The sequence below is a fragment of the Variovorax sp. ZS18.2.2 genome (assembly GCF_024701975.1).
In the GTDB taxonomy this organism is placed as follows: Bacteria; Pseudomonadota; Gammaproteobacteria; order Burkholderiales; family Burkholderiaceae_C; genus Variovorax.
In genome coordinates this window covers 216,588-242,874 of sequence record NZ_JANLNM010000009.1, presented here as the reverse complement: position 1 = coordinate 242,874, position 26,287 = coordinate 216,588, and the positions used below count along the sequence as shown (strand labels likewise).

The following is a 26,287-nucleotide window of genomic DNA, read 5'->3' as shown; positions in this document are numbered from 1 at the left end:
GTCGGCGCGGCCCTCTCACTCTCACGGAGGGATCGTGCCCGGGTACTCGGGATACTCGGGTGATCGACTGCGCACACCGGCCCATGTACTGACAACGCCATCTGCGGAAATTTGTCTGATGGTGGCGCTGGATATCTCCGACACATACACCATGCCCGCCCGAATCGTGATGCCTACAAGGTTTTCAAAGACGGCAGACGAGCTCGCACCATCTTCGTAGTAGCTGGTCAGTTTCGGCGGTGTCAATGTGCCATCTTCATTCTGAGCTTGAAGGTTGTAGCGCTTGCCGATGGTCGTCACCATTCCTGCAGGACTGATTTTGCGGACTACGTTGTTCTCGCGATCCGCCACATAGACAGTCCCATCGGCATCGGCTGCCATAGCACTTTCTGCAAAGCCAAATATCGCCTGCTCGCCGAGACCATCCGCATAGCGTTTCCAAGTGCTGAACGCTGGTGGTCCGGCCAAGGTAGAGACCGCGCCGTTCGGCGCAATCTTGCGAACACGTCCAAAGTCAAACACGTAGACATTCTTTTTGCCATCGACTGCCAGCGAAGTCGGATCCACGAACCTGGCGTCCAGTCCATCACCATCGTCTCCACCAGGACGTTGCCTCCAAGTTCGACCATCCTTGCTGCTCCCCGCGATGGTCGTGATTTTCCCCTCCGGGCTGATCTTCCTGATCGTTCTGGCCATTGAACTGGAGACGTAGACCGCGCCATCGGCGTCAACCGCGATAGAGCTTGGCCAAGCGAGGCGCCCTTCCCCCGCAGCACCATCCTGTTCGCCTGGCTCGCCTGGCTTCCCCGCGAAGACGCTGACGTTTCCTCGTGCGTCGATCTTCTTGATCGCGTGCTCGCTCGGGACATACAACGTGCCCTGGCTGTCCACCGCGATGTCTGCAATTCGTTCGAACTGCAACATGCCTCCATCTTTCTCGGCCGCTTTCAACGTGGTGACGTTTCCCCTTGAATCGATCTTGCGGATGATGTTGACGGTGGAACCGTACTCGGTGATGACCAGTTGGTCGACCACATAGGTGTTGCCAAGGCTGTCGGTTGTCATGCGCATCGGCCCCACAAATCGAGCGTCTTGCAGCGGGCCGTCGACACGTTGCTTAAGGGGAAGAAGAGGTAACTCTTCCTGAGTCCCCTTCTCCTTCTGGATGCCCGATACCGGCGATGACGCAGTTCCACCCCCCATAGCACCGCCCAGCCCCGTATTTCCATCGCTGCCTCCGCCGCCTCCGCATGCGGCCAGCAACGTGGTTGCGGCGGCGATCCACGCCGCACCGAACCTCTTCCATCCCACAGTCGAACTCATGACGCGCTCCCTGTTGTAAAAGTTAAAACAAACACAGATTCGCTCGCATGCCTCTCCCGGCATGAGGTAGCCCCGCGTTGGACCGGGGCGCTACTTGTAGTCCAGCGTGAAGGTCGCCGTACCGTCGGCACGACCCGGCGTTACCTTGTCACCTGTCTGGAAATAGCGCGCCGTATAGGGCAACACATAGGAGCCGGTCATCGACGGACCCACCTCCACGGTTTCGCCGAATTTCACTGGCACGCTCTTGTCATTCATCACCTGAATGCCCACGCCGGTGGCGGTGGTCGAACCGGCAGGCGTGATCTTCAGTACGCCCTGCTCGTTCGATGGGTCCTGCGTCGCGTCCATGCGCAGGAGAACCGTGTTCTCCGCATTCGCCCCCGCCTTGCAATTGAGCTTGATGTTGAACTTGCGGTCACCCGTTGTGGTGCCCTTGCCCTTGAAGTTGCTCTGCGGCACCTTGCCGAAGTCCACCGGGATGTTCTTCGAGCCCAAGTCCACCGTGCACGATGGCGTGATGATCGTGATGCCCAGGCCACTAAGCGTTGTGGTCAGCACCGATTGCCTGGGGTTGAGGACGTCAACGAACAGACTGTAGTACTGGGTGTAGTTCCCGGGCGGTCCGATGGGTCCGTTACCTGTCACAGACTTGGTCTTGAACAACTCGACCCGGAAGCGCGACGTTGCATTGAAGTCGCCGAAGTCGGTGGAGGTCGAGCGCGTGTGCGGATACTGGGTCTCCTCGAAAGCACCGCCACCGGCGCCGGTGTCGTCCCTGAAAACTCGCGACAACCGGATGCCGACACCGTCCACTTCCGTTGCAAACACCTTGCTTAGGCCGATATTCGTCACCATTTCCCTGACGTTCAGAATGTCACCCTGCACTTGTCCTCCATTGGGGAGGCAGTTCCACGGCTTGTTGGTGGAGCCCGGCGGACGGATGGGAAAGTCCCTGAAGGTGATCCGTTCTCCCACCTTTGTCTCGTTCGGAATCACCACCCTGCCCATGTCCATGGGGACGAGTGTTTCTTTGTAGCCCGGATTCACCTTGCATTGCGCCCAAGCGCCTTGCGTGCCCAGCAGCAGCACAAAGGCCGACATGGCGAAACGCACGAGGCGGCGTACGCTCTTCATCGCATCAGAGGATGGACTGTTGCGGTTCATTCCGCTCCCTTCGGTTGCATTTCGTTCGGGTTGACTACCCCGGCGGCTTCGCACTGCCCATTCAATTCGCGGATCGGCGGCGGGTTCTTTTCATCAGGCAGGCTGTAGGGCACGACGCACTGATCGGCAGTGTCGCGACCCCAGCGCACGGTCAGCCGGCCGCTGTCGGCCGCGCCGGTCACGAATGCCTGACCGTCGGGGCCGACGATGCCGACCTCCTGGCCCGCCTCGTTCTCGATCTTGGAGCCCAGCGGCAGCACGCGGCCCTTCGCGTCCGTCAGCACCATCAGCAGGCGGAAGCCCACCGAGGTCTCGAACTTGGCGACCACCACGGCTCCGCGCGTAGGCACAACCTCGGTGGCCGCGTTCTTCACTTCCACCGTGTCGCCGAGGTCTTCGGTGCGGATGGCCAGGCGGTTCAGCCGGTACGGCGTGAGGTTGGGAATGATCGCGTTGCCGGCCCAGTCGGTCGCCACGCCCGGCTGCGACTCGAAGCCCACGCCGGAGGCCTTGGGCGCCTGCACCAGCGCGACGGTCTCGCCGAGCGCCTGCGACATCGTGACGCCGCCGCCATGGATCAGCACCCCGCCCGACATTCCGAAGGTGCTCTGGCCATAGCCGCGGCCCTGCGAATGGCCGACGTCGAAGCGGCCGACCTGCGACAGGTAGCTCGCGCTCGCACTGCCGCTGCTGCTGCCGCCCTGGTTTGCAGCGCTGGCTGTCATGTTGTAAGTCAGGCGGCTGTCGTCGAAGGCCGAGCCGTAGACGCTGGCCTGCTGGTTGACGCGGCCGGCGCTGTCGCGGGTGACCGAGTACATCGCACTGGCGCGCGTGTCGCCCAGCGGGATGCTCAGCGTGAACATCACCTGGCGCACCGCAGGGCGGTTCAGGTTCGTGGTGTGGTTGTAGAAGACGCTGTAGCCGAATTGCTTGTAGCTGCCCGAATAGCCCACCTGCACCAGCCGGTCTTTCGCGCCGGTGCCCCAGTAGCTCTGCTGGCGTGCGGACGCGAACACCGTGCCCAGGTCCTTGATCTGCTGCGAGAGTTCGAAGCGCACTTCGTTGCGGCGGCTGTTGAACGACTCGAAGGGCCGCAGGTCCTGCATCTGCACCGCCTCCTGGAAGGTGCGGTAGCCGCTGGTCGAATAGCGGTAGCCCGCCACCCGGAAGTTGGTGCCCGAGGTGAGGAACGACTTCGAATAGAGGAAGCGCACCGACTGGCCGTCATAGGTCTTCTGGCCATTGGTGGGCGTGCGATCAGTGGTGCGCGCGCTCGACAGGTCGACCGACACGGCGCCGAAGTCGCGCAGGTTCTTGCCCATGCCCACGAGCACCGACTGGTACATGTTCGCCATCAGCACGCCGCCATAAACCGAGAACTCGTTGCCCAGCCCGCGTGCCAGCGTCGCTTGCATGAACATCGGCTGCGAGAGCGAGGGCCGAACACCCAGCACGCTGCCACCGTCGTAGTTGTTGCGGTACTTGCCGACAGTGGCCGAGTAGCGCCAGGTGTCTTCTCGCAGCAGCGTGGGCACGGCCGAGAAGGCCTGGGTGTACTTGGTCTGCCGGCCGTCGGCTTCCGCGATGCTCACTTCCAGGTCACCGCTCGATGAGGTGGGGTACAGGTCGTCGATGACGAACGCGCCCGGCGCCACGAAGGTGCTGTAGATCACATAACCGTTTTGGCGCACAGTGACGCGCGCATTGGTCTGCGCCACGCCGCGGATGGTGGGCGCATAGCCCTGCTGGCTGTCGGGCAGCATCGCGTCGTCGGACGAGAGCTGCACGCCACGGAACGGCAGGCTGTCGAAGAAGTTGCCCGGCGTATTGCCATCTCCGATCAGAAGCTGGCCGTTGATCGAGGCCAGGTCGCGCTGCATGTAGGTGTTGATGCCTTGCCAGCGGCTCTTGCCATCGATGCCTCGGTTGTAGGTCGAGAAATGGCGAAAGCGCCAGTCGCCGTAGTTGAAGCCCGCGCGCAGGCCCGCGAACAGAGTGTTGCGCTGCAAGGTCTTGTTGCGATCGGCGAAGGGGTTGCCGTCGAAGACGTTCTGCGGGGGCGCAAAAGGGTTCGGGTCGTTGCGGTAGTTGTCACCGCTGTAGCGCGCGAAGTTGACTTGGTAGTCCAGCATGCCGGCGGTGATGCCTTTGTCCCATTTCTCGGGACCGACCGCGCCGCGCGCCGATCGTTTGAGCGCCGCCTGTGGAATGCTCACGAACAGGCGCTGCTTGCCGGCATCGTAGGTGACCGCGGCATCGGAAATGACCTTGATCAACTCGATGCAGGTCTCGTCCGCGGCGCTCGCGAATTCGGGAAACACCGCCACGTTGACGCCCCATGCCTCGAGCATGCCGCGCGTGAGGCAGGGCTCGGCGTCGTTCTTGCCCTCTTTGGCGGCGAAGCGGATCTCGGTCTGCCCGGCACCACGCTCATTCAGCGACACGTCGACCATGTACTTGCCCGGCAGCACGCGGTTGCCGAAAGAGAAGAGCGAGAGGTCCGCATGCGGCTGGTCGCCGCCGATGCCCAGGAATTCCTCGTTGAAGCTGGAGCCGGCCAACTGCTGTGGTTTTTCCTGCGCATGGCCAGGCGCGCCGAGTGCGCCCAGCAAGGCGGCGCACAGGGTCAGCCGGAACGGCGCGCGAAGAACGGGTGAGCGGCGCATGGCGGTCATCTCCAGCGCCTTAGCGCTTGTCGCCGTCGGCGGAAGGTTCAGGCTGGGGAACCAGTTCGGCCTTCACGGCCACAGGCTCGGCGCCTGCGGGAACCTGCACGCGCTCTTCTGGCGTCTCGCCGCCGTAGTCGTTGAGCGTGGTGAAGTTCACTTGGACGGCCTGCGGCGCCTTCACTGCGGTCAGCGGATAACTCATCTCGCCGAAGGGCGGCACCATGTCGGCGTTGATCGACTGCTGGCCATTGTTGATGTTCAGCGCGGTGAAGGTCACGTGATAGGCCGTCGGATTGCCGACCTTCAGTACTGCGCCCTGGCCCTCGGCCCCTGCGCTCACCGCCCACTTGAGTTGGCCGCGTGACTCCACCGATTTGCCCGCCAGCTTCGAGGGCCGGTAGAACAACTTGATGCGACTGCGCACCGCGATCTGGAGCACGTTCTCTTCGTTCGACTTCTCTGGAATCTCCTTGACGTTGAGCCAGAACACCGACTCGCGGTCGGCCGGCAGGTCGCCAGCCACGCGCATGATGCGCAGGATGTTTTCCATGCCCGGGTCCAGCCGCGACAACGGCGGCGTGACGAGCAGGGGTGTCTTGTTCTTGCCTTCGCCAGCGTCGATCCAGGCCTGGACCACATAGGGCGAGGTGCCGGTGTTCTTCACCGGAATGGAGGCTTCGCGGTCCCTCTCGCCGAGGATCACGCGGGTGCCGCCGAGCATCACGCCCGCGCTGGCCGACCACTGCAGGCAAAGCATCAGCACCATGCCGAAGGCCCACCGAAAGCTGTTCTTGCTGTACATAAATAGTCCTCGACGCACGGAGCCGCACGAGCCCGAGCGCGTGTCGACGCACAGTCGAGAGAAAGCGAAAGGGAAAAAGGGGCCTGACGAAACCGCGAGAGCGAGGCCTCGGGACGACGTCAGGCCTGGGCGAGCGGCACGCGGGACTGAATGCTCAAAAGCTTCAGCCGGCCGCAGGCGCCGCGAACATTGCTTACTTGTAGTTGACCGTGAACAGGGCGGTCGCGTCGCCGCGGCCAGTGGTCACTTTGGCGGCCGTGGAGATATAGGCGGCCTCGAACTTCAACGCATTGGAGCCTTCAGCCAGGACGTACACGGGTGACTCTGCGCCGACAGCAAACAGCTTGGAGCCGGAGTCGCGAAGTTCGATGGCCACGCCTTCGGCAAACGAACCAGCAGCCATGCCGGCGTCGATGCGCAGTTGCCCGGCTGCATTGGCGGGACCGGTGAAGGTCACGCTGGCGCCCTTGGAGGCCGCGGGGCAATTCAGCAGTTCGATGTTGAACTTGGCCGGCGCGGCCTTCTTGCCCACACCGCCGTCAAGCACCGTGCGCGAAACCTTGCCGAGCGGCACGGTCAGGTTCTGGCTGTTGGGCGAGACCGAGCAAGGTGCGTCGACGATTTCACCGGTGAAATTGATGGTGCCATCGGCGGCGAAAGCGCCTTGCGACAACACGCCAGCCACGGCCAGCGATGCGAACTTGATGATTACAGACTTTTGCATTTTGCGTTCCCTGAGGAGATGAAATAACTGAATTGCAACCTGCCTTATGCAGGGCAGGCCGCAGTCTAGTTATCCGATGACGCAAGATAAACAGTCGTTACCGTGAGTTCACAGTAGTTAACAGTGTTGTCGAACCGAGCGTGACATACATCCGAAAGAAAACAAATGGAAACGAACTGTTTGCAACTTCGAAGAATGCGCTTGCCAAGTTCATTCCGCTGAACAGCCGGTTGAGCGCCTCCGGAAAGGTGCCGAGCCCGAAACTACGTCTTCCTTGCTCTTCATGCGCCCATCTTTCAGATACCTCGCGCGTTTTGCGATGACGATGCGATACCGATCGGCATCGTCGAACACCACGACGCCCTCCATCCGAACCCGGGTCACCAAGAGGCTCAGCCAGTTCTTCACGCACGACAGCGGCAGGCAGGGCGTGGCGCAGTGGAAGATGACTCGATGGTCGTCCAGCGTCGGACGGATGAAGCACTTTTCACTCGCGAAGATGTCCTCGCGGTCGTGCATTCAGCCGCCGGGCTGCTCGCGCCGCCCGGGCTGGAGTTCCAGTTGCCAGCGGGGCCAGCGATGCGGACAGTGATCGGCAATCGATCCACCAGGCCTGCGCGCGGCTCACTTCGGGTGGCCTGCCAGTACTTTTGGCAATGCGATGCGAGCGCCTTGCCGGCTCAACACGCATCACGATATGAATCTGGCCGTGGCCCCGTCGCTTTGCGCTCGGGGCGTTTGTCGATGCCATACGGATGGCTGCCGCACAGCATGAAGCGCGGACGCGATGGACCGCATGGCGCTGCTGCGACGGCTCTGAAGGCGAGGCGGCCCGTCGTTCATCACACGACAGATTTTTCGATTCGGCAGAGATGCTCTCGCAAGGTGCGAAAGCTTCTTTTCTTTCCCCGGGGTGATTCAGGCTGGGCCGTGCGCCGACCTTCGATGCGGCGCGACGACGAACCGCCTTGGGATCAGTCGAACGCGCCCTTGACGGCTACTTGTAGTCGAGCGTGAAAGTCGCCGTCCCGTCGGCGCGCCCCGGCGTGACCTTCTCGCCGGTCTGGAAGTAGCGTGCGGTGTAGGGCAGCACATAGTCGCCGTCCTTCGACGGGCCCACCAGCGCTTCGTCGCCGAACTTCACAGGTGTCCTGCTGTTTCCGTCGACGATCTGGATGCCCACGCCCGTGGCGTTGTTGGCGCCTCCCTGGGTGATCTGCAGCACGCCATCGTCGCCCACCGCCGCCGGGTCCTTGGTTGCATCCATGCGTAGGTGCACGATATTTCGCTCGCCAACACCTGCCCTGCAGTTGAGCCTGATATTGAAATTGCGGTCGCCCGTGGTGGTGCCCCTGCCCTTGAAGTTGCTCTGCGGCACCTTGCCGAAATCCACGACGATATTTTTCGAGCCTGCATCCACCGAACATGAGGGCGTGATGATGGTGATGCCGAAGCCGGACAGGAAGGAGTTGATGATCACTGAGCTATCACCATCTCTCGTATAGGTCGTATAGGTACCCGCTGCCAGCGGCCCGTTGCCCGTCGTGGCAGCGATCTTCATCAGATCAACCGTAAAGTACGATGGGCTGTAGATAGCCGTATCGACATCGCCGATGCGTGCAAGGTTGTGTGGGTAGAAAGTCTGGGTGCTGCGGCCATCGCCCGAGGTGATTTCGCGCGAAAACCTGATCCCTACGCCAGGCACTTGGGTGGTGAAAACGTTGTCTCTGCCAGGCACGGGGTTTCCCTGCAATATGCGCCCGCTGACGGAGCCACCACCGAAGCAGTTCGAACTTACTTCCGATGCACCATTAATAAGAATGGGGAATCGCTCGGTTTTGAAAACCGCGCCCACGGGGGTCTCGTTCGGGATGATCACCCTCCCCATATCCATCAAGATTTCCTTCATCTGGTAGTTGTCAGGCTTGAAACAGGCCGCCTCGACGCCGCTCACAGTGAACAGCAGTCCCATGCCCCAAACGAGTGGCGCGACAGACCGCATTTTCCAGGCCAGGGCCTTCACCTTCACCATGCTGGATGTATTGCTGGGATTCATTTCACTCCTTGCTCAGGCTCTTTCGGCATGGCCGCCGCGGGGACTTCACACCGACCGTTCAATTCACGGATCGGCGACGGATTCTTTTCATCAGGCAGGCTGTACGGCACGACGCACTGGTCGGCAGCATCGCGACCCCAGCGCACGGTCAGCCGGCCACTGTTGGCCGCACCGGTCACGAAGGCCTGGCCGTCGGGGCCGACGATGCCGACCTCCAGGCCCGCCTCGTTCTCGATCTTGGAGCCCAGCGGCAGCACGCGGCCCTGCTGATCGGTCAGCGTCATCAGCAGGCGGAAGCCCACCAAGGTCTCGAACTTCGCAACCACCACGGCACCGCGCGTGGGCACCACCTCGGTGGCCGCGTTCTTCACTTCCACTGTGTCGCCCAGGTCGCTGGTGCGCAACGCCAGCCGGTTGAGCCGGTACGGGCTCAGGTTGGGAATGACCGTATTGCCGGCCCAGTCGGTCGACACGCCCGGCTGCGACTCGAAGCCAACGCCGGAGGCCTTGGGCACCTGCACCAGCGCGACGCTCTCACCCAGCGCCTGCGACATCGTGACGCCGCCGCCGTGGATCAGCACGCCACCCGACACGCCGAAGGTGCTCTGGCCGAAGCCGCGGCCCTTCGAATGGCCGACGTCGAAGCGACCAATCTGCGACAGGTAACTCGCGCTCGCGCTGCCGCTGCTGCCGCCGCCCTGATTCGCTGCGCCAGCCGTCATGTTGTAGGTCAGGCGGCTGTCGTCGAAGGCCGAGCCGTAGACGCTGGCCTGCTGGTTGACCCGCCCGGTGCTGTCGCGGTTGACCGTGTACATCGCACTGGCGCGCGTGTCGCCCAGCGGAATGCTCAGCGTGAACATCACCTGCCGCACGGCGGGTCCCTGTCGCCCGGCCGCTCCGTTCAGGTTGGAGGTGTGGTTGTAGAAGACGCTGTAGCCGAACTGCTTGTAATTGCCCGAGTAGCCCACCTGCACCAGCCGATCTTTCGCACTGGTACCCCAGTAGCTCTGCTGGCGCGCCGAGGCAAAGACCGAGCCCAGATTGCCGATCTGCTGCGAGACCTCGAAACGCACTTCGTTGCGGCGGCTGTTGAACGACTCGAAGGGCCGCAGATCCTGCATCTGCACCGCTTCCTGGAAGGTGCGGTAACCGCTGGTCGAATAGCGATAGCCCGCCACGCGGAAGTTGGTGCCCGAGTCGATGAAGGACTTTGAATAGAGGAAGCGCACTGACTGGCCGTCGTAGGTCTTCTGTCCATTGACGGGCGTGCGATCGGTGGTGCGCGCGCTCGACAGGTCGACCGATACGGCGCCGAAATCGCGCAGGTTCTTGCCCATGCCGACCAGCAGCGACTGGTACATGTTCGCCATCAGCAAGCCGCCGTAGACCGAGAACTCGTTGCCCAGCCCGCGCGCGAGCGTCGCCTGCATGAACATCGGCTGCGAAAGCGACGACCGAATGCCCAGCACGCTGCCACCGCCGAAATTGTTGCGGTACTTGCCGACCGTGGCCGAGTAGCGCCAGGTGCCCTCGCGCAGCAGCGTGGGCACGGCCGAGAAGGCCTGCGTGTACCTGGTCTGGCGGCCGTCGGCCTCGAGGACAGTCACCTCCAGGTCACCGCTCGATGAGGTCGGGTAGAGGTCGTCGATGACGAACGCGCCCGGTGCCACGAACGTGCTGTAGATGACGTAGCCGTTCTGCCGCACGGTGACGCGCGCGTTGGTCTGCGCCACGCCGCGGATGGTGGGTGCGTAGCCCTGCTGGCTGTCGGGCAGCATCGCGTCGTCGGACGAGAGCTGCACACCGCGAAACGGCAGGCTGTCGAAGAAGTTGCCCGGCGTGTTGCCGTCGCCGATCAGCAGGCCGCCGTTGATCGAGGCGATGTCGCGCCGCACGTAGGTGCTGATGCCCTGCCAGCGGCTTTTGCCGTCGATGCCGCGGTTGTAGGTCGAGAAGTGGCGAAAGCGCCAGTCGCCGTAGTTGAAGCCGGCTCGGAGGCCCGCGAACAAGGTGTTGCGCTGACGGTTCCTGCTGCGGTCGAAGATCGAGTTGCTGTCGAACACGTTCTGCGGGGGCGCAAAGGGGTTCGGGTCGTTGCGCGTGTTGTCGCCGCTGTAGCGCGCGAAGTTGATCTGGTAGTCCACCATGCCGGCGGTGATGCCCTGGTCCCATTTCTCGGGACCGACCGCGCCGCGTGCCGAGCGTCTGAGTGCCGCCTGCGGGATGCTCACGAACAGGCGTTGCTTGCCGGCGTCGTAGGAGAAGGTCGCATCGGGAATGATCGCGCCCAGGTCGACACAGCGATCGTCGTCCGGGGAGGGCGCAGCAATCACCTCGGTACCCACGGACAGCGCGGGAAAGACCTGGACGTTGACACCCCAGGCGTCGAGCATGCTGCGCGTGAGGCACGGCTCGGCGTCGTTCTTGCCCTCTTTCGCGACGAAGCGGATCTCGGTTTGCCCTGCGCCGCGCTCGTTCAGCGACACGTCGACCATGTACTTGCCCGGCAGCACGCGGTTGCCGAAGGAGAAGAGCGAGAGATCGGCGTGCGGCTGGTCGCCGCCAATGCCGAGGAACTCCTCGTTGAAGCTGGAGCCGGCCGACTGCTGGGATTTCTCCTGTGCATGGCCAGGCGCGCCAAGCGCGCCCAGCAAGGCAGCGCACAGGGTCAGTCGGAATGGCGCACGAAGCGCGGGTGAGCGGCGCATGGAGGCGTGTCTCCCGCGTTTCAGCGCTTGTCGCCGTCGGCGGAAGGTGCAGGCTGGGGAACCAGTTCGGCCTTCACGGCGACGGGCTCGGCGCCTGCCGGCACCTGCACGCGCTCTTCTGGCGTCTCGCCGCCGTAGTCGTTGAGCGTGGTGAAGTTGACCTGGACAGCCTGCGGCGCCTTCACCGCGGTCAGTGGATAACTCATCTCGCCGAACGGCGGCACCATGTCAGCGTTGATCAACTGCTGGCCGCTGTTGATGTTCAGCCCGGTGAAGGTCACGTGATAGGCCGTGGGGTTGCCGACCTTCAGTACGGCGCCCTGCCCTTCGGCGCCGGCGCTCACCGCCCACTTGAGTTGGGCGCGCGATTCCTCGGGCTTGCCCACGAGCTTCGAAGGCCGGTAGAACAGCTTGATGCGGCTGCGCACCGCGATCTGCAGCACGTTCTCTTCGTTCGACTTCTCGGGAATCTCCTTGACGTTGAGCCAGAAGACCGACTCGCGGTCGGCCGGCAACTCGCCGGCCACACGCATGATGCGCAGGATGTTTTCCATGCCCGGGTCCAGCCGCGACAACGGCGGCGTGACCAATAGCGGGGTCTTGTTCTTGCCTTCGCCGGCGTCGATCCAGGCCTGGACCACGTAGGGCGAGGTGCCGGTGTTCTTCGCCGGAATGGAGGCTTCGCGGTCCCTCTCGCCGAGGATCACGCGGGTGCCGCCGAGCATCACGCTCGCGACGGCGGGCCACTGCAGGCCCAGCGTGAGCAGGAGGACGAAGGCCCAGCGGAAGCGATTGTTGCTGCACATAAGAAAAAAATCCTTGGCGGGAGGCACATGGAAACGCGCGCAGCCCGGCACCGCGGCGCATCAAGGCACCGTCGGGAAAAAGTAAAAGAGGGGTACCGACGCCGACCGGGACGTTTCAGTCCGGGCACGGCGGCGGTAAAGGCTGGCTGCGCCTGCCGGCTCGGAGCGCGTGGCGCTTCGGCTGGCAGCGAATGCCTCGGGTGCTACTTACTTGTAGGCAATCGTGAACTGCGCGCTTCCGTTGGCCGGGCCGGCCGTCACGCCCGGTAGGGTCGCAACGTAGGCAGCCTGGAATTTCAGCGAGTTATCGCCAGGGGTCAGGATGTACTCGCCCGAAGGCGAACCCACGTCGATCTTTTTGCCGCTCGAGTCGCCCAATTCGATGGCAACGCCCCTGGCGAACCCGCCGTTTACTTCACCTGCGCCAACACGCAGAGCCGTCGCCACCACGGCGTCGGTAGGGCCGGTGAAGGTCACGGTCGCGCCCGTGGCAGAAGCGCCGCAACCCAGCAGATCGATGCTGAATTTGGCAGGCGTGGACTTCGTGCCGACGGTCGCATTGTTGACTGCGGGCGTCGTACCAACTGCGGGGCGAATGCCGAACACATTGCGCGAGACCTTGCCCAGGGGCACCGTCAGGTTCTGGCTGCTGGGCGAAACCGAGCAAAGTGCGTCGGTGATTTCACCGGTGAAATTGATGGTGCCATCGGCGGCGAAAGCGCCCTGCGACAACAGGCCGGCCACGGCCAGCGATGCGAATTTAATGAATGCAGACTTCTTCATTTTGCGTTCTCTAGGAATTGAATTTAATTGAATTGCGATTGCCTTATGCAAGGCAGGCCGCAGTCTAATTAACCTAAAGAAGCAAGGAGACGCCAATTTATCGAAAATTACAGTAGTTAATTATGTTGGTCGACTGATCGTGAAAAACACCCAATTGCAAATAAGCTTAAACATTAGATATTTGTAAAACAAGCTTTCCAAAATTCTCACCGCTGAACAACCGGTTGAGCGCTTCCGGGAAAGTGTCAATCCCCGAAACGACGTCTTCTTTGCTCTTCATGCGGCCATCTTTCAGGTATCCGGCGAGTTCCGCGATGGCGATGTGGTACCGATCGGCATAGTCGAACACCACGATGCCCTCCATTCGCGCCCGGTTCACCAGGAGGCTCAGGTAATTTTTTGGGCCGGCGCCTGGCATGCTGTTGGCATTGTTGTATTGGCTGATCGCGCCGCAGATGATCACGCGGGCCTTGCGCGCGAGCCGTGCCAGCACCGCATCGAGAATTTCGCCGCCGACATTGTCGAAGTAGATATCCACGCCCTTCGGGCAATGAGTCTTGAGCCCTTCGCGCACCGCACCGGCGCCGGCCTTGTAGTCGATGCAGGCGTCGAAGCCCAGCTCCTTCACCACCCAGTCGCACTTGGCAGCGCCGCCGGCAATGCCGACCACGCGGCAGCCCTTGATCTTCGCGAGCTGGCCCACCGTCTGCCCCACGGCACCGGCCGCGCCGGAGATGACGACCGTTTCGCTCGCCTTGGGCTGGCCCACGTCCATCAGGCCGAAATAGCCGGTCATGCCCGGCATGCCCAGCACGTTGAGCCATTGAGTGATCGTGCCGACACTCAGGTCGATCTTGACCAGCCCGTTGCGCTTGACCTGGTCTTCGGGGATCAGGATGTATTCCTGCACGCCCAGCGTGCCGTAGACCGTGTCGCCCACCGCGAACTGCGGGTTCTTCGAGGCGATGACGCGGCCGACGCCGCCGGCGCGCATCACCTCGTCGATGGCCACGGGCGCGATGTAGCTCTTGGCATCGTTGAGCCAGCCGCGCATCGCGGGGTCGAGCGACAGCGACAGCGTCTTGACCAGCACCCCGCCCTCGGCCGGCTCGCCGACGGGCTCGGTGGTGAACTTCCAGTTCTCGCGGGTGGCCGTGCCTTCGGGGCGTTTGGCGAGGCGGACCTGGTGGTTGGTGAGTGAGCTGCTCATGGTGTCTCCTTGATTGACGGGCGCGACAGGTGCGCCGGACGCGGGTTGGAGGCGCATCGTAGCCGCGCCCATCGCGCCCGCTGGTAGCGCAGGCGACAGGGCCCGCGCCAAGGGAAAACTCAGCTTTTCACCACGCTATCGCGCGACCCGTGACACATGAAACTGCTGCGATCCAGTCGGGAGACACCGCGGAACCGGCTTTGCCGGGCCGCTGGTGTCGCCCCCCTGAAAGGGGGTTGGCGAAGCGACACGAAGTGCGCGAAGACTGGGGGTAAGTTTTGTCTCAGATCCGCACGACGATCTGCAGGCCCGGATTCGCGTTGCGCACGGTCAGCGAGCCGCCGTGCGCCTCGGCAACCAGCCGGCACAGATACATGCCCAGCCCGACGCCGCCGGTGGCGCGCGCCCGCGCACCGTCGGTGCGGTAGAACGGCTCGGTCAGCCGCCCGAGCTGCGCCTCGTCGACGCCCGGGCCGAAGTCGCGCACCTCGAGCTCCACGCCCTGCACCTGGCCGTCCACCACCGCGCGCAGCGACACGCACGGCGGCCGGGGCGCCTCGGTGCTGTAGCGCATGGCGTTGTCCAGCAGGTTGCGCACCAGGAGGCGAACGCGCATGCGATCGATCGAATGCGGCGGCAGGCCCTCGGCCAGGTCGAGGTGCACCTTCTCGGCGCCGGGCATCTCGGCCACGATCTGGCGCACCAGCACCGCAAGGTCGACCGGTTCGCGCTGCAGCGCCGCATGCGGACTGGCCAGGCGCTCGCTTTCGAGCAGGTCGCTGATCAGGTCGCGCATTTCGTTCAGGTCGCGCAGCAGCGCCTCGCGCTCGGCCTGGCCCTCGGGCGTGGCGGGCAGCAGCTCGGCGTTGAGCCGGGCGCGCGTGAGCGGCGAGCGCAGCTCGTGGCTCAACGCCAGCAGCAGCCCCCGCTTGGCATCGAGCATGGCCTGGATGTCGTCGGCCATGGTGTTGATGCGCTGCGCGAGGTCGCCCAGGTCGTCGTTGCGGCGCACCGGAATCGGCTCGGTGAACTCGCCCCGGCCGAAGCGCTGCGCGCCTTCGCGGATGTCGATCAGCGGCCGCAGCAGGCGGCTCACATAGGCGTAGCCCAGCAGCACGCACGACAGCAGCACGCCGAGCGTGGCCCAGCCGGTTGCGCGCGGCGCGAGCTGCCAGAGCTTGGGCGCCCAGCCGAAGATCACGCGGTGGCCGTCGGCTGTCGGGCGGATGAACCACTTCTCGCCGCCGAACACGTCTTCGCGGTCGTGCATCCAGCCGCCGGGGCTGTTCGAGCCGCCCGGGTTGGAGTCCCAGTTGACGGTGGGGCCGACGATGCGGATGGTGATCGGCAGCCGGGCCACCAGCGCCTGCGCGCGCGTCACGTCGGGCGGCGTGCCGATCTCTGCGACGAGGCGGTCGGCGTAGTCCACCAGCATCGGCTTGGCGGCCTCGGCCCAGCCGGTGGAAAAGGCCCTCTTCATGCCGCCCATGAAGACGCCGGCCATCACCAGCGCGAGCAGCACGAACATCATCACGAGACGGATGCGCAGCGACCGCCGCCAGCGGCGCTTGCCCTGCACCTTTTCGTGCCACTGGGCATGCCATTGCTTGCGCATTTCGGCGCGGCGGCAGGCCATCTCGCGCCACGCTTCGCGGTGGTCTCTTCCGCCGAACCTCATGCAGGCTCGCTGCGTGCGACGGCCAGCGCGTAGCCGGCATTGCGCAGCGTCTTGATGCAGTCCAGCGGCTCCAGCTTCTTGCGCAGGCGGCTCACCACGATGTCGACCGCGCGGGTGTAGAGCTCGGCCTCGTGGCCACGCAGGCGGTTCAGGATGTCGTCGCGGCTGAAGACTTTGCCGGGCTCGGCCGCCAGCAGCGCGAGCAGCTCGAACTCGGTGCCGGTGAGCTCGATGCGCTCGCCGTGGCGCAGCACCTGGCGCCGGTCGAGGTCGATGGCGAGGCCGTCGAACACGCGCAGTTGCGTGCCGTTGTTGCCATGCCCGTTCGCCACCGCCGGCGTGCTGCGCTGGCGCCGCAGGATGGTCTGCACCCGCGCCACCAGCTCGCGCGGCTCGAAGGGCTTGGGCACGTAGTCGTCGGCGCCGAGCTCCAGGCCGACCACGCGGTCCATCACCTCGCCGCGCGCGGTGAGCATCACGATGGGAATGTCGCTCTCCTTGCGGATCTCGCGGCACAGCGCGAAGCCGTCCATCTCGGGCAGCATCACGTCGAGGATGGCCGCGTCGTACTGGCCGGCGCGCAGCTTGGCGAGGCCTTCGCTCGGGCGCACGGCGCTCTCGAGCGTGCAGCCGAAGCGGGCGAAGTAGGTGGTCAGCGGCGCGGCGAGGTGTTCGTCGTCGTCGATCAGCAGGATGCGCGGCATGGCGGGATTGTGCCTCTTGGCAAACATGTGGCGAATGACTTCGCTGACCATCAGACCGGTCGGCATCGCACCGCCATGGCCAGGCCTGCCACGAGCAATGCGATCAGCAGCGTGTGATAGACAACGTCGGACATCGTGTGCGGGCCGAAGCCGGCCACGATGGTGAACAGGCCGAGCAGCGTGCCGGCGAGCGCAAAGCCCTGGCCGAAGATCGCGGCGCGGCGCGCGTGCTCGGGGCGCAGCCAGGTCTCGACCGCCGCCAGCACCAGCACGGCGGCGATCACCGCCTCGGCGGTGCGGGCCTGCGGATGGGCATGGCCCGGCACGAGCAGGCCGGCGTGCACCATCGACGCCATGCCGAGGGTGAACGCTTCGGCCAGCATCCAGGCGCGCGCGGCCTGCGGGCGCAGCACGGGGGCCGTGTCGTTCATCGTCACCACGGATCGGCGCGGCCGATGCGGCCCAGGTGCGTGAGGCCGAAGCCCGAGGCGTACTTGAGCCCATAGCCGAGCGCGCGGTCGAAGCCGATGTGGGTCAGCCAGATCAGCGCGCCGGCCACGGCCCACGGCATGGCCGCGAGCACACCGAGCACGAGCAGCGCGACAGGGCCGACATACGAGTGCGCCGTGTTGTAGAGCGCCGCGCCCACACGCGGGCCCGCGAGGTAGCCGAGCAGCGACAGGTCGGGCACGAGGAGCCAGAGTGCGAACACGCCCCAGCCGAGGCCGAACTGCGTGTAGGCGGCCAGCGCGGCGGCCAGCACGAAGGCACCTTCGAGTCGCAGCAAGGTGCGCACGCCGCCTGCGGCTGCGTTCGGCGCGTCAGCCGCGGGCGTGAGCCGCGTCGCCCATGGCGCAGCTGCCGGAGCACGCTGCGCCACGAGCCTGTGCGCGGAGACTGACTCAGCCACGATGGCTCCAGCGGCGGCCGCCTCGGTCCATGAAGTCACGGACCTTTTGCTGCTGGGCGGCATTCAGGCTGTCGTAGAAGTCGGCGGCGGCCGCAATGATTTCAGGGCTGCCGTTGCGCACCGCGGTCGTCTTCTCGTCGATGAGCCGCGTAGCCCCTGCTTGGTCGAGCTTGTTGCCCGCAAACAGCGCCTTGAACTGCGAACGCGGATCGCCCGAGCCGCCCGCGCCGCGCAGGGCTTCACGCTGCGCCTGCAGCTTCTCGGCGAGCACGGTGAGCTTCTGCTTTTGCGCGGTGTCGAGTTCGAGCTTGCTGCCCACGCGCTCGACCATCTTGCTGCGGAACTCGGCGCTGTCGCCGCCCCAGCCGTGGCGTTGGCCTCCACAGCCGGCGATGCTGCCAGCCACCATCGCCGCGCCGGCGAAACCGAAGAGAGTGCGCTTGATCCAGTGTTTCATGAGACGTCCTTGTGTTGTCGGAAGAAGAGGAAGCTCAATGGTGCGATTGGCGCGCTCCGAAGTCCTCTCACCGCGGTTTCGGCGTGTTTCGTTTTATTGCGACAGGCGAGGCAACAACGCGGGCCGCGGTTGCCCTGCTGCTCAGAGCTTGCTGCTGTTGTTGCGCGCGGCTTCGGCGCGTGCATCGACGGGGTTCTGCATCGTCGAGATGACCTTGCTGTTCACGCGCGAACCCGAGGTCACGTTCTGGTCGGGCGCTGCGGCAGTGCGCACGGCTTCGGCCACGACGCGGGCGCGTTCGGTCGACACCGCCACGGTTTCGGGGCCGCGCGAACCGCGCACGATGTTCTGGTTCGGCGCCGATGCGGTGCGCACGGCTTCCGCGCCGACCTCGGCGCGGCTCTTGGCCGACACGGCGGGCTGCACGCCCTGGTAGCTCTCGGCCTTGGCGCCCGCTGCGGCAAGCATGGCGAATGAGCCGACGGTGATGATCTGGGTCAGGGAGAGGGACTTCATGATGCAAACCTTTCAGGGGGTTGGAGGAGCCCTGATCGTGCTTGCGCATGCGCGGCAAGTCCTTTCGCCGCGGTTTCGGCGTGTTTCGTTTTATTGCGGCGCTATTGCTTTCGCAGTAACCGAAGCAATGCGGCCAGCGCGGCGCAGGGCGCGAGCAGTGCCCAGAAGCCCGCATGCGCATAGCCCAGGCCGCCGGCCAGCGAGCCCACCGCGAAGGCGGCGACCGGTGGCCAGGCCTTGCGCACGCGGTCCGCGGCCGCGCCTGCAGCGGGTGCGCGCGCGGCCATGTCGACGAGGTCCATCACAAGCTGCGTGACGTTGCCGGTCATCACCGTGCTGGGCGTCAGCCGTGCGAAGACGCTGCGCGCGGCGGTGTTCTGGATCGACATGGTCAGCACACCCACCAGGCCGACCGCGATGGCCGACACGCCGTTGCCGCTCACGAAAGGGCCGGCCCACACGCCGGCCGCCATGAAGGCCACGAGAAAGAGCAGTTGCGTGGCCATCAGCGGCACCGCGGTGTCGAGCCCGCGGCGCTCGCCCCGCAACTGGAACATCCGCGTGGCCGCCACGCCGAGCACGAACATCGGCAGGGCCAGCAGCTTGCCGACCACGCCCGAATGCGCGCCGCCCGCCAGGGCCGCACCGATCAGCACGAAGTTGCCGGTGACGTGCGCGGTGAAGAGCCCGAACAGCGCCACGAAGCCGAGGGTGTCGACGAAGCCGCCCGTGAAGGCGAGCAGCATGCCGCGCCACGCGCTGTCAGGCGGGTTCCCGGCGGTGGGCGCCGGTGCAGGGGTTGCGGGCGTGGCGTTCGTCATTCCCGCAACCGCTCGCCGCGCATCAGCCCGCGAGGGCCGTGGCAGGGTCGTCGGACTCGAGGATGCCCTTGGCCCAGGCTTCGAGCTTGCTGGTGTCCGCGCGCAGCACTTCCTGCTTCACGGCCAGGATGCGCGACGGATGCATCGAGAAGCTGCGCAGGCCCAGCCCGAGCAGCAGGCGGGTGAAGGCCACGTCGCCCGCCATTTCGCCGCACACGGCCACGCCCTTGCCCTGGCGGCGGCACTCGGCGATGGTGTCGGCCACCAGCTTGAGCACCGCGGGGTGCGCGGGGTCATAGAGGTGCGCGACCGACTCGTCGGCGCGGTCGATGGCCAGCGTGTACTGGATCAGGTCGTTGGTGCCGATCGACAGGAAATCGAAGTGCTTGAGAAAGGTCTTGAGTGTGAGCGCGGCGGCCGGGATCTCGATCATGGCGCCGAGCTTCACGGGGCCATGCACGGCGCCGCGGTTGTCCAGTTCGGTGCGCGCAAAGTCGATCAGCGAGAGCGTCTGGCGGATCTCGCTCGCGTGCGCGAGCATGGGGATCAGCAGGTGAATTTCGCCGTGCGCCGCGGCGCGCAGGATGGCGCGCAGCTGCGTGAGGAACATCGCCGGATCGGCCAGGCTCCAGCGGATCGCGCGCAAGCCGAGCGCGGGGTTCAGGTGCTCCTGCTTGCTGCCGGACTTGTTCTCCAGCTGCTTGTCGGCGCCCACGTCGATGGTGCGGATCGTGACCGGCATGCCCTGCATGCCCTCGACCGCGCGCTTGTAGGCCTGGTACTGCTCTTCCTCGTCGGGCAGGCGGGTCTGGCGCGCCGACGACTCGCGGCCCATGAAGAGGAATTCGCTGCGGAACAGGCCCACGCCCACCGCACCGGCCTTGAGGGCGCCCACGGTGTCCTCGGGCATCTCGATGTTGGCGAGCAGTTCGACGCGCTGGCCGTCGAGCGTGACGGCGGGCTTGTGGCGCAGCCGCGCGAGCCGGCCACGTTCGAGGTCGCCCTGGCGCTGCTTGAAGCCGTACTCGGCCAGGATGATCGGCGAGGGGTCGATGATCATCACGCCGGCGTCGCCGTCGATGATGACCCAGTCGTCCTGGCGCACCAGCTGGCTCGCGGTGCGCGCGCCGACGATGGCCGGGATGTCCATGCTGCGCGCGACGATCGCGGTGTGCGAGGTGCGCCCGCCCACGTCGGTCACGAAGCCCGCGAACACGCTCTTCTTGAACTGGAGCATGTCGGCCGGCGAGAGGTCGTGCGCGATCAGCACCAGCGGCACGTCGATGCCGTCGCCCGCGGTGGGATCGTCGTCGTCGTCGTGGGTGGCGGCGCGCTTGCGGCGCGGCGGGCTGGGCGCAAGCACCGCGGCCGTGCCCTTCATGCGGTGCAGGAGGCGCTCGACCACCTGCTCGAGGTCGGCCTTGCGCTCGCGCAGGTACTCGTCCTCCATCTCGTCGAACTGGCGCGCGATGATCTCCAGCTGCGTGGTCAGCGCCCATTCGGCGTTGTAGAGCCGGTCGGTGATCCAGTGCTTGACGCCGCCGGTGAGGGCCTCGTCCTGCAGCAGCATCTGGTGCACCTCGAGCAGCGCGGCGAGCTCGTGCGGCGCGTCGTTCGGACCCATCTGCGCGACGCTGGTCTGCAGCTTGGCGAGTTCGTCGGCGACGGCGTTGCGCGCGGTGCGCACGCGGTCGATCTCGGTCTCGATTTCCTCGGGCTTGATGAAGTAGTGGGCGACGTCGATGCGGCTCGACACCACCAGCACCGCGCGGCCGATGGCAATGCCACGGGCGACAGGGAGGCCGTGGATTGCGAAGGTCATGGACGTGGACCGAAGGTCATCGGCCGCCGCCGGGCCGCCCCAAGGCGGCCGAGCCCCCTCGGGGGGCAGCGACGACACGCAGTGCGGAGCGTGGGGGCCACATTTATTCGCCTTCGCCGAACTTGTCGTCCATCAATTGGACGATAGCGTTCATCGCTTCTTCTTCCTGCTGGCCGTTGGTCTCGAGCTCGACGGTGGAGCCGATGCCCGCGGCCAGCATCATGACGCCCATGATGCTCTTGGCATTGATGCGGCGGTCGCCGCGCGAGAGCCACACCTCGCAGGGGTAGCTGCCTGCGAGCTTGGTCAGCTTGGCCGATGCGCGTGCGTGCAGGCCCAGCTTATTGCTGATGGTCACGGATTTCTTGATCACTGTGCTTTCTTTTTGCCTGGTTCTGGGGAGCCGCCACCGCCACCTGCATCACGCCCGCGGTGCCACCCGCGATGGCGCGCTGCACGAGCGTGTCGAGCGGTTCGTGGCGGTAGGTGACGGCGCGCAGCAGCATCGGCAGGTTGACGCCCGCCACCAGCTTCGAATGAACGCCGTCCACCAGCTTCTGCGCCACGTTGCAGGGCGTGGCGCCGAACACGTCGGCCAGCACCAGCACCTGCGAGCGCGGGGCGTGCAGCTGCTGCTGGAGCGTGATGCGTGCGGCGGCCAGCGTTTCCTCGGGCGACACGTTGGGCAGCACGTCGAGCGCGACGACGGCCTGCTCGCAGTCGGGAAACACATGCAGCGCGCACTGCCGCAGCGCCTGTGCGAACGGTGAGTGGGCGATGATGAGGATGCTGTTCATGCGGCTCGGAGGACGACGCGTCGATTATGCGGGGGCGCCCAGGGAAAGTAGAGATAAGACATAACGCATCAGCCCGCGAAAAAACGGACAGCGCCGCCGCTCATGGGAGGCGCAGACCTTCGAAGAAGGTCTTGGGTGCCTCGGGGGACGAAGGCCTGCCGAGCACGGTGGCCTGATAAAGCGCCACGGTGCCGTTTTTCTGCGATTGGGCGAACCAGAGCACCTGGACGGGCGCGGCGCCCGGCTGGGCCGGTTGCGCATCGAGCCGCGCCGGCGCGGGCATTGCGGTCGCGCGCTGCAGAGCCGCCGGGGCTTCCGCCACTTTCGCATCGCCCAACTGGCTGCGCGTGGCCGCGCGCCAGGCGTTGAGCCAGGCCTCGGCCTGCTCCGGGCTGCCGGCGGAAGCATGGGCAATGGCGAAGGTCGCGCCGCCGGTCTCGCAGCCAGCCATGTCGACCTGCACGGATTCGGCGCTCAAGGGCAGCGCGCGGTTCGCGCGGTCGGGCTTGCAGGGCAGGAGCGCGACCAGACCCGCATCGGCGATCGGCACCTCGCGCCAGTTGAAGGCGGGGCTGCAGGCGGCGAGAAAAGCGGCTGCGGCGGCTGTCAGCGCAAGCCAGGGGCGGGGGGCGAACGACGGCATGGGGGAGCGATTATCGAACCACGCGATGCCGGATGGGCCCTCACCAGCACGGTCGCGCAGGCGGAACTAGAATCGCGCCGCCCCTCTTTCCCCCTCCCTCTCTCAGTCGCCGCCATGAAAAAATACATCGCTGCCGCCGCCATCGCCCTTGCATTGGCCGTCGGCGTGGGCGTGTACCTCGGCTCCGGCAACACGGCGGCCCCGACCTCTACCTTCGTGCTGCTGGACGGCAGCCAAAAGACCACCGCCGACCTGAAGGGCAAGGTCACCCTGGTCAACTTCTGGGCCACGAGTTGCGTGACCTGCGTCGGCGAGATGCCCAAGGTCATCGCAACCTACGACAAGTACAAGTCCAAGGGCTACGACACGCTGGCGGTGGCCATGAGCTACGACCCGCCGAGCTACGTCGTCAACTTCGCCGAAACCCGAAAGCTGCCGTTCAAGGTGGCGATCGACAACACCGGCAGCGTGGCACAGGCCTGGGGCGACGTGAAGCTCACGCCAACCACCTACCTGGTCAACAAGCAGGGCGAGATCGTGAAGCGCTACGTGGGCGAGCCCGACTTCGCCGAACTGCACAAGCTCATCGAGAAGCTGCTCGCAGAGGCCTGAACCCTCTCCGTCCCCAATAAAAAAGGCGCTACCAAGTAGCGCCTTTTGTCTTTTTGCAGCCGCCCTTACTGGTTGCGGAAGCTGTCGTGGCAAGCCTTGCAGCTCGCGCCGGTCGGGCCGAACTGGGCCTTGAGCGCATCGATGTTGCCGGCCTTGGCGGCGACCACCAGCTTGCCGGTTTCCTCGATCAGCTTCTGCTGGCGTTCCTTGAACTTGGCGTCTTCCTTCCAGACTTCGGGCTTGGCCTTGCCGCCCTCGGTGCCGGGGCCGAAGCCCGCCCAGGGCAGCTTGGCCATTTCGGCCACGATTTCGGCGTTGGCTGCGGCAGCCGCCGCGTCGTAGGGAACCCGGCCGTTGGCCATGGCGCCCAGGCGGCCGAAGTGCTGGCTCATCACGAACAGCGCGCTCTGGCGGTACTTGATGGCGTCCTCGGGCTTGGCGAACTGGGCCGCGGCGGGCAGGGACATCGCAGCGCAGGCGGCTGCAAGGGCGAACGAGGCAAGTCGGGTCATCGTGGGTCCTTGTGTGGGGTAGGCAACGCCGTCGAACGCAGCGCTGCGGCCGAGTGTAGGGGCAGGCCATGTCGGGCGCATAGCAACAACCCGAAGCCGCCTTGCGCCCGGACTTTGCTAACCTCCGCCTTCCGCAGCCTCGCGCATCCGCGCTCCCATCGATGACCGACACCTCCGTGGCCGCCCTCCATGCGACCGCCAGCACCGCGGCCCCGACGCGTGTCTGGGACCTGCCGACGCGTCTTTTCCACTGGGCGCTGGCCATCGCCGTGCTCGGCCTGATCGGCACCGGCCTGAACGGCATCATGGAATGGCACTTCCGCCTCGGGTACACGGTGCTCGCGCTGTTGCTGTTCCGGCTGCTCTGGGGCTTTGTGGGCGGACGATGGTCGCGCTTCGCGGCATTCATCTACGCGCCGGGTTCGGTCGTCAACTATCTGCGGGGGCGGGCACATCCGGACCACCTGATCGGGCACACGCCGCTGGGCGCGCTCTCGGTGTTCGGGGTGCTGGCGATCCTGGCGTTTCAGGTCGCCACCGGGCTCATGGCCGACGACGAGATTTCCGCCTCCGGGCCGCTCACCCGTTTCGTTTCGGGTGCGGTCGTGAGCTTTGCCACCGGCTGGCACAAGGCACAGGGCAAGTGGACCGTGATCACGCTCGTCAGCCTGCACGTGCTGGCCGTGCTGTTCTACGTGCTGGTCAGGCGGCATCGCCTGGTGCGGCCGATGGTGTCAGGCGACAAGCTGCTCTCGAGCGCAAATGGCCAGGTCGCCGGGAGCCGCGACGATGCAGCTTCGCGCGGGCTGGCGCTGGTGCTGTTCGCGCTGTGCGCGGGCGTGGCGTACTGGGTGGCGTCGTTGCGCGTATGAGCTCTTCGGTTTCACGCCCGTTGCCGCTGGCAGACACGCCGGTCGTCGTGCTGCTCACGCCCGATGAAGCCCACGAGATCGATGCGACGCGGGCGATCTTCCGCGACTATGCCGCCTCGCTGAACATCGACCTGGACTTCCAGGATTTCGACAGCGAACTGGCCGACCTGCCGGGTGAATACGCCGAACCGCGCGGCACGCTGGTGCTGGCGCTGGTGGATCCGGCGAACATCAAGGAAGAAGCGGGCCGGCAGGCCCCGACGCTGCAGCGCGCCGATGGCTCGCTGGCGCATGTGGCAGGGTGCTGCGCCCTGCGCCCACTCGACAACGCGGACTATGCGAATGCGGCGGAAATGAAACGGCTGTTCGTGCGGCCCGGCTTCCGGGGCCTCGGACTGGGCCGGCAGCTCGCCGAAGCCATCCTCGATGCAGCGCGCGCCGCAGGCTACGGCTGCGTGCTGCTCGACACCCTCGACGATATGGAATCGGCGCGGGCACTCTACGAAGACTTGGGCTTCGTGGAAGTGCCGCCCTACTATCACAACCCCATCGCCGGGGCTCACTACCTCAAGGCCGATCTCTGATCGATCGGCCGATCGATCAGCCGCGGGCTTGCGCCAGCAGCGTGTCCGCGTCGCTGACTTCGAACTTGCCCGGTGCCTCGACGTTGAGCGTCGCGACCTTGCCGTCCTTCACGAGCATCGAATAGCGGTTGCTGCGCAGACCCATGCCGCGGCCCGTCAGATCGAGCGTGAGGCCGGTGGCCTTGGCGAAATCGGCGCTGCCGTCGGCCAGCATGCGCACCTTGGCGCCGGTCTTCTGGTCGCGTGCCCAGGCGCCCATCACGAAGGCGTCGTTCACGCTCACGCACCAGATCTCGTCCACGCCGGCCGCCTTGAAGTCGTCGAAGTGCTGCACGTAGCCCGGCACGTGCTTGGCCGAGCAGGTGGGCGTGAAGGCGCCCGGCAGCGCGAACAGCGCGATGGTCTTGCCGGCCGAAGCCTTGCTCACGTCCACCGCGTTCGGGCCGATGCTGCAGCCTTCGCCTTCGACTTCGGAATATTCCTGCAGGGTTGCCGAAGGAAGGGTGTCACCGACTTTGATCATTGAATGCTCCTGAAAAAGAAAAACGGCCCACATTGTGGGCCGTTTCCGGTTGAGTCGTTGAACTCGAAGATCAGACCAGCACGGCCTTCTCGACCAAGCGGGTCACGACCCAGTTCTTGGTCTTCGAGATCGGACGGCTTTCCGTGATCTCGATGGTGTCGCCCAGCTTGTACTCGCCATTTTCGTCATGGGCGTGGTACTTGCTCGTCTTGGCCACGATCTTGCCGTAGAGCTCGTGCTTCACACGGCGCTCGACCAGCACGGTCACGGTCTTGGCACGCTTGTCGCTGACCACCTTGCCGATCAAGGTGCGCTTGAGGGATTTTTTAGCTTCCGTCATGTTCACTCCTTACTTGGCGGCTTGGGTTTCTTGCTGCTTCTGCGCAAGAATGGTCTTGGCGCGCGCGATGTCGCGGCGCGTCACGCGCAGCGTCGAGGTGTTCGACAGCTGTTGCGTGGCTTTCTGCATGCGCAGGCCGAAATGGGCCTTCTGCAGTTCCTTGACTTCGGTTTGCAGCGCTGCGACATCTTTCGTGCGCAGGGTTGCAGCCTTGGTCACCTTGGCCGGAGCCACGGTTTCTTTTTTCT

General features: G+C 65.3%; 29 protein-coding genes. 3 read left to right on the top strand and 26 right to left on the bottom strand.

The features are described 5' to 3' along the window. Positions 1–21: 21 nt before the first annotated feature. The 22 genes from NU688_RS28520 to NU688_RS28415 form a co-directional block, all read right to left on the bottom strand. A complete protein-coding gene (locus tag NU688_RS28520) occupies positions 22–1,323 on the bottom strand; it encodes a hypothetical protein (protein WP_257864198.1) in 1,302 nt (433 codons plus the stop codon). 90 nt (positions 1,324–1,413) lie between these two features. Further along, positions 1,414–2,490 carry a fimbrial protein gene (locus NU688_RS28515; RefSeq protein WP_257864197.1) on the bottom strand — a complete coding sequence of 359 codons (1,077 nt, stop codon included), beginning with the start codon at positions 2,488–2,490 and terminating at the stop codon, positions 1,414–1,416. Next, positions 2,487–5,156, bottom strand: a complete 2,670-nt coding sequence (locus NU688_RS28510) for a fimbria/pilus outer membrane usher protein (protein WP_257864196.1) — start codon at positions 5,154–5,156, stop codon at positions 2,487–2,489. Before NU688_RS28510 ends, NU688_RS28515 begins: the two co-directional genes overlap by 4 nt. Positions 5,157–5,175: 19 nt before the next feature. After that, positions 5,176–5,961, bottom strand: a complete 786-nt coding sequence (locus NU688_RS28505; protein WP_257864195.1) for a molecular chaperone — start codon at positions 5,959–5,961, stop codon at positions 5,176–5,178. A gap of 193 nt (positions 5,962–6,154) precedes the next feature. Next, a complete protein-coding gene (locus tag NU688_RS28500; RefSeq protein WP_257864194.1) occupies positions 6,155–6,685 on the bottom strand; it encodes a fimbrial protein in 531 nt (176 codons plus the stop codon). A gap of 210 nt (positions 6,686–6,895) precedes the next feature. Then, positions 6,896–7,204, bottom strand: coding sequence for a hypothetical protein (locus NU688_RS28495; protein WP_374684700.1), 309 nt, complete (start codon positions 7,202–7,204; stop codon positions 6,896–6,898). 478 nt (positions 7,205–7,682) lie between these two features. After that, positions 7,683–8,741, bottom strand: coding sequence for a fimbrial protein (locus tag NU688_RS28490; protein WP_257864193.1), 1,059 nt, complete (start codon positions 8,739–8,741; stop codon positions 7,683–7,685). Continuing rightward, positions 8,738–11,449, bottom strand: coding sequence for a fimbria/pilus outer membrane usher protein (locus tag NU688_RS28485; protein WP_257864192.1), 2,712 nt, complete (start codon positions 11,447–11,449; stop codon positions 8,738–8,740). The genes NU688_RS28490 and NU688_RS28485 overlap by 4 nt, the downstream gene beginning before the upstream one ends. Before the next feature lie 20 nt (positions 11,450–11,469). Then, the gene (locus NU688_RS28480) at positions 11,470–12,255 is read right to left on the bottom strand and encodes a molecular chaperone (protein WP_257864191.1); all 786 of its coding nucleotides are present in this window, start codon (positions 12,253–12,255) and stop codon (positions 11,470–11,472) included. A 207-nt stretch (positions 12,256–12,462) separates the two neighbouring features. Further along, positions 12,463–13,038: a fimbrial protein gene (locus NU688_RS28475; RefSeq protein WP_257864190.1), complete on the bottom strand. Its 576-nt coding sequence runs from the start codon at positions 13,036–13,038 to the stop codon at positions 12,463–12,465. Between the two features lie 166 nt (positions 13,039–13,204). Then, positions 13,205–14,248 (bottom strand): NADP-dependent oxidoreductase, encoded by a 1,044-nt coding sequence (locus tag NU688_RS28470; RefSeq protein WP_257864189.1) that lies wholly within the window; start codon positions 14,246–14,248, stop codon positions 13,205–13,207. Positions 14,249–14,531: 283 nt separating this feature from the next. Continuing rightward, the gene (locus NU688_RS28465) at positions 14,532–15,926 is read right to left on the bottom strand and encodes a HAMP domain-containing sensor histidine kinase (RefSeq protein WP_257864188.1); all 1,395 of its coding nucleotides are present in this window, start codon (positions 15,924–15,926) and stop codon (positions 14,532–14,534) included. Next, entirely contained in the window at positions 15,923–16,630 is a 708-nt protein-coding gene (locus NU688_RS28460; protein ID WP_257864187.1) for a response regulator transcription factor, read from the bottom strand. The genes NU688_RS28465 and NU688_RS28460 overlap by 4 nt, the downstream gene beginning before the upstream one ends. 50 nt (positions 16,631–16,680) lie before the next feature. Further along, entirely contained in the window at positions 16,681–17,061 is a 381-nt protein-coding gene (locus tag NU688_RS28455) for a hypothetical protein (RefSeq protein WP_257864186.1), read from the bottom strand. Between the two features lie 2 nt (positions 17,062–17,063). Continuing rightward, positions 17,064–17,540 carry a DUF4260 domain-containing protein gene (locus NU688_RS28450; protein ID WP_257864185.1) on the bottom strand — a complete coding sequence of 159 codons (477 nt, stop codon included), beginning with the start codon at positions 17,538–17,540 and terminating at the stop codon, positions 17,064–17,066. Continuing rightward, positions 17,533–17,997, bottom strand: coding sequence for a Spy/CpxP family protein refolding chaperone (locus NU688_RS28445; RefSeq protein ID WP_257864184.1), 465 nt, complete (start codon positions 17,995–17,997; stop codon positions 17,533–17,535). Before NU688_RS28445 ends, NU688_RS28450 begins: the two co-directional genes overlap by 8 nt. Positions 17,998–18,138: 141 nt before the next feature. After that, the gene (locus NU688_RS28440; RefSeq protein WP_257864183.1) at positions 18,139–18,513 is read right to left on the bottom strand and encodes a DUF4148 domain-containing protein; all 375 of its coding nucleotides are present in this window, start codon (positions 18,511–18,513) and stop codon (positions 18,139–18,141) included. Between the two features lie 101 nt (positions 18,514–18,614). After that, positions 18,615–19,334, bottom strand: coding sequence for a YoaK family protein (locus NU688_RS28435; protein ID WP_257864182.1), 720 nt, complete (start codon positions 19,332–19,334; stop codon positions 18,615–18,617). Positions 19,335–19,356: 22 nt separating this feature from the next. Continuing rightward, complete coding sequence (gene ptsP / locus NU688_RS28430) at positions 19,357–21,156, bottom strand: phosphoenolpyruvate--protein phosphotransferase (protein WP_257864181.1); 1,800 nt, start codon at positions 21,154–21,156, stop codon at positions 19,357–19,359. Between the two features lie 103 nt (positions 21,157–21,259). Next, positions 21,260–21,529: an HPr family phosphocarrier protein gene (locus NU688_RS28425; RefSeq protein ID WP_257864180.1), complete on the bottom strand. Its 270-nt coding sequence runs from the start codon at positions 21,527–21,529 to the stop codon at positions 21,260–21,262. After that, entirely contained in the window at positions 21,498–21,953 is a 456-nt protein-coding gene (locus NU688_RS28420) for a PTS sugar transporter subunit IIA (RefSeq protein WP_042578717.1), read from the bottom strand. Before NU688_RS28420 ends, NU688_RS28425 begins: the two co-directional genes overlap by 32 nt. A gap of 100 nt (positions 21,954–22,053) precedes the next feature. After that, the gene (locus NU688_RS28415; RefSeq protein ID WP_257864179.1) at positions 22,054–22,596 is read right to left on the bottom strand and encodes a hypothetical protein; all 543 of its coding nucleotides are present in this window, start codon (positions 22,594–22,596) and stop codon (positions 22,054–22,056) included. A 114-nt stretch (positions 22,597–22,710) separates the two neighbouring features. Between NU688_RS28415 and NU688_RS28410 the strand changes: the two genes are divergently transcribed. Beyond that, positions 22,711–23,208 (top strand): TlpA disulfide reductase family protein, encoded by a 498-nt coding sequence (locus NU688_RS28410; protein WP_257864178.1) that lies wholly within the window; start codon positions 22,711–22,713, stop codon positions 23,206–23,208. A 65-nt stretch (positions 23,209–23,273) separates the two neighbouring features. On the opposite strand, the gene NU688_RS28405 is transcribed toward NU688_RS28410, so the two are convergent. After that, a complete protein-coding gene (locus NU688_RS28405) occupies positions 23,274–23,720 on the bottom strand; it encodes a cytochrome c (RefSeq protein ID WP_257864177.1) in 447 nt (148 codons plus the stop codon). A 161-nt stretch (positions 23,721–23,881) separates the two neighbouring features. Here NU688_RS28405 and NU688_RS28400 point away from each other — a divergent pair, with 161 nt between their 5' ends. Both NU688_RS28400 and NU688_RS28395 read left to right on the top strand, forming a co-directional pair. Next, on the top strand, positions 23,882–24,592 hold the full coding sequence (locus NU688_RS28400; protein WP_257864176.1) for a cytochrome b/b6 domain-containing protein: 711 nt from the start codon (positions 23,882–23,884) through the stop codon (positions 24,590–24,592). After that, positions 24,589–25,176: a GNAT family N-acetyltransferase gene (locus NU688_RS28395; RefSeq protein WP_257864175.1), complete on the top strand. Its 588-nt coding sequence runs from the start codon at positions 24,589–24,591 to the stop codon at positions 25,174–25,176. Before NU688_RS28400 ends, NU688_RS28395 begins: the two co-directional genes overlap by 4 nt. 16 nt (positions 25,177–25,192) lie before the next feature. On the opposite strand, the gene NU688_RS28390 is transcribed toward NU688_RS28395, so the two are convergent. The 3 genes from NU688_RS28390 to rpmC all read right to left on the bottom strand — a co-directional run bounded on the left by NU688_RS28390 (position 25,193) and on the right by rpmC (position 26,258). Further along, positions 25,193–25,699: a peroxiredoxin gene (locus NU688_RS28390; protein ID WP_093079077.1), complete on the bottom strand. Its 507-nt coding sequence runs from the start codon at positions 25,697–25,699 to the stop codon at positions 25,193–25,195. Positions 25,700–25,769: 70 nt separating this feature from the next. Beyond that, positions 25,770–26,039 carry a 30S ribosomal protein S17 gene (gene rpsQ / locus NU688_RS28385; protein WP_013543938.1) on the bottom strand — a complete coding sequence of 90 codons (270 nt, stop codon included), beginning with the start codon at positions 26,037–26,039 and terminating at the stop codon, positions 25,770–25,772. Positions 26,040–26,048: 9 nt separating this feature from the next. Further along, positions 26,049–26,258 (bottom strand): 50S ribosomal protein L29, encoded by a 210-nt coding sequence (gene rpmC, locus NU688_RS28380; protein ID WP_041946241.1) that lies wholly within the window; start codon positions 26,256–26,258, stop codon positions 26,049–26,051. Positions 26,259–26,287: the final 29 nt, after the last annotated feature.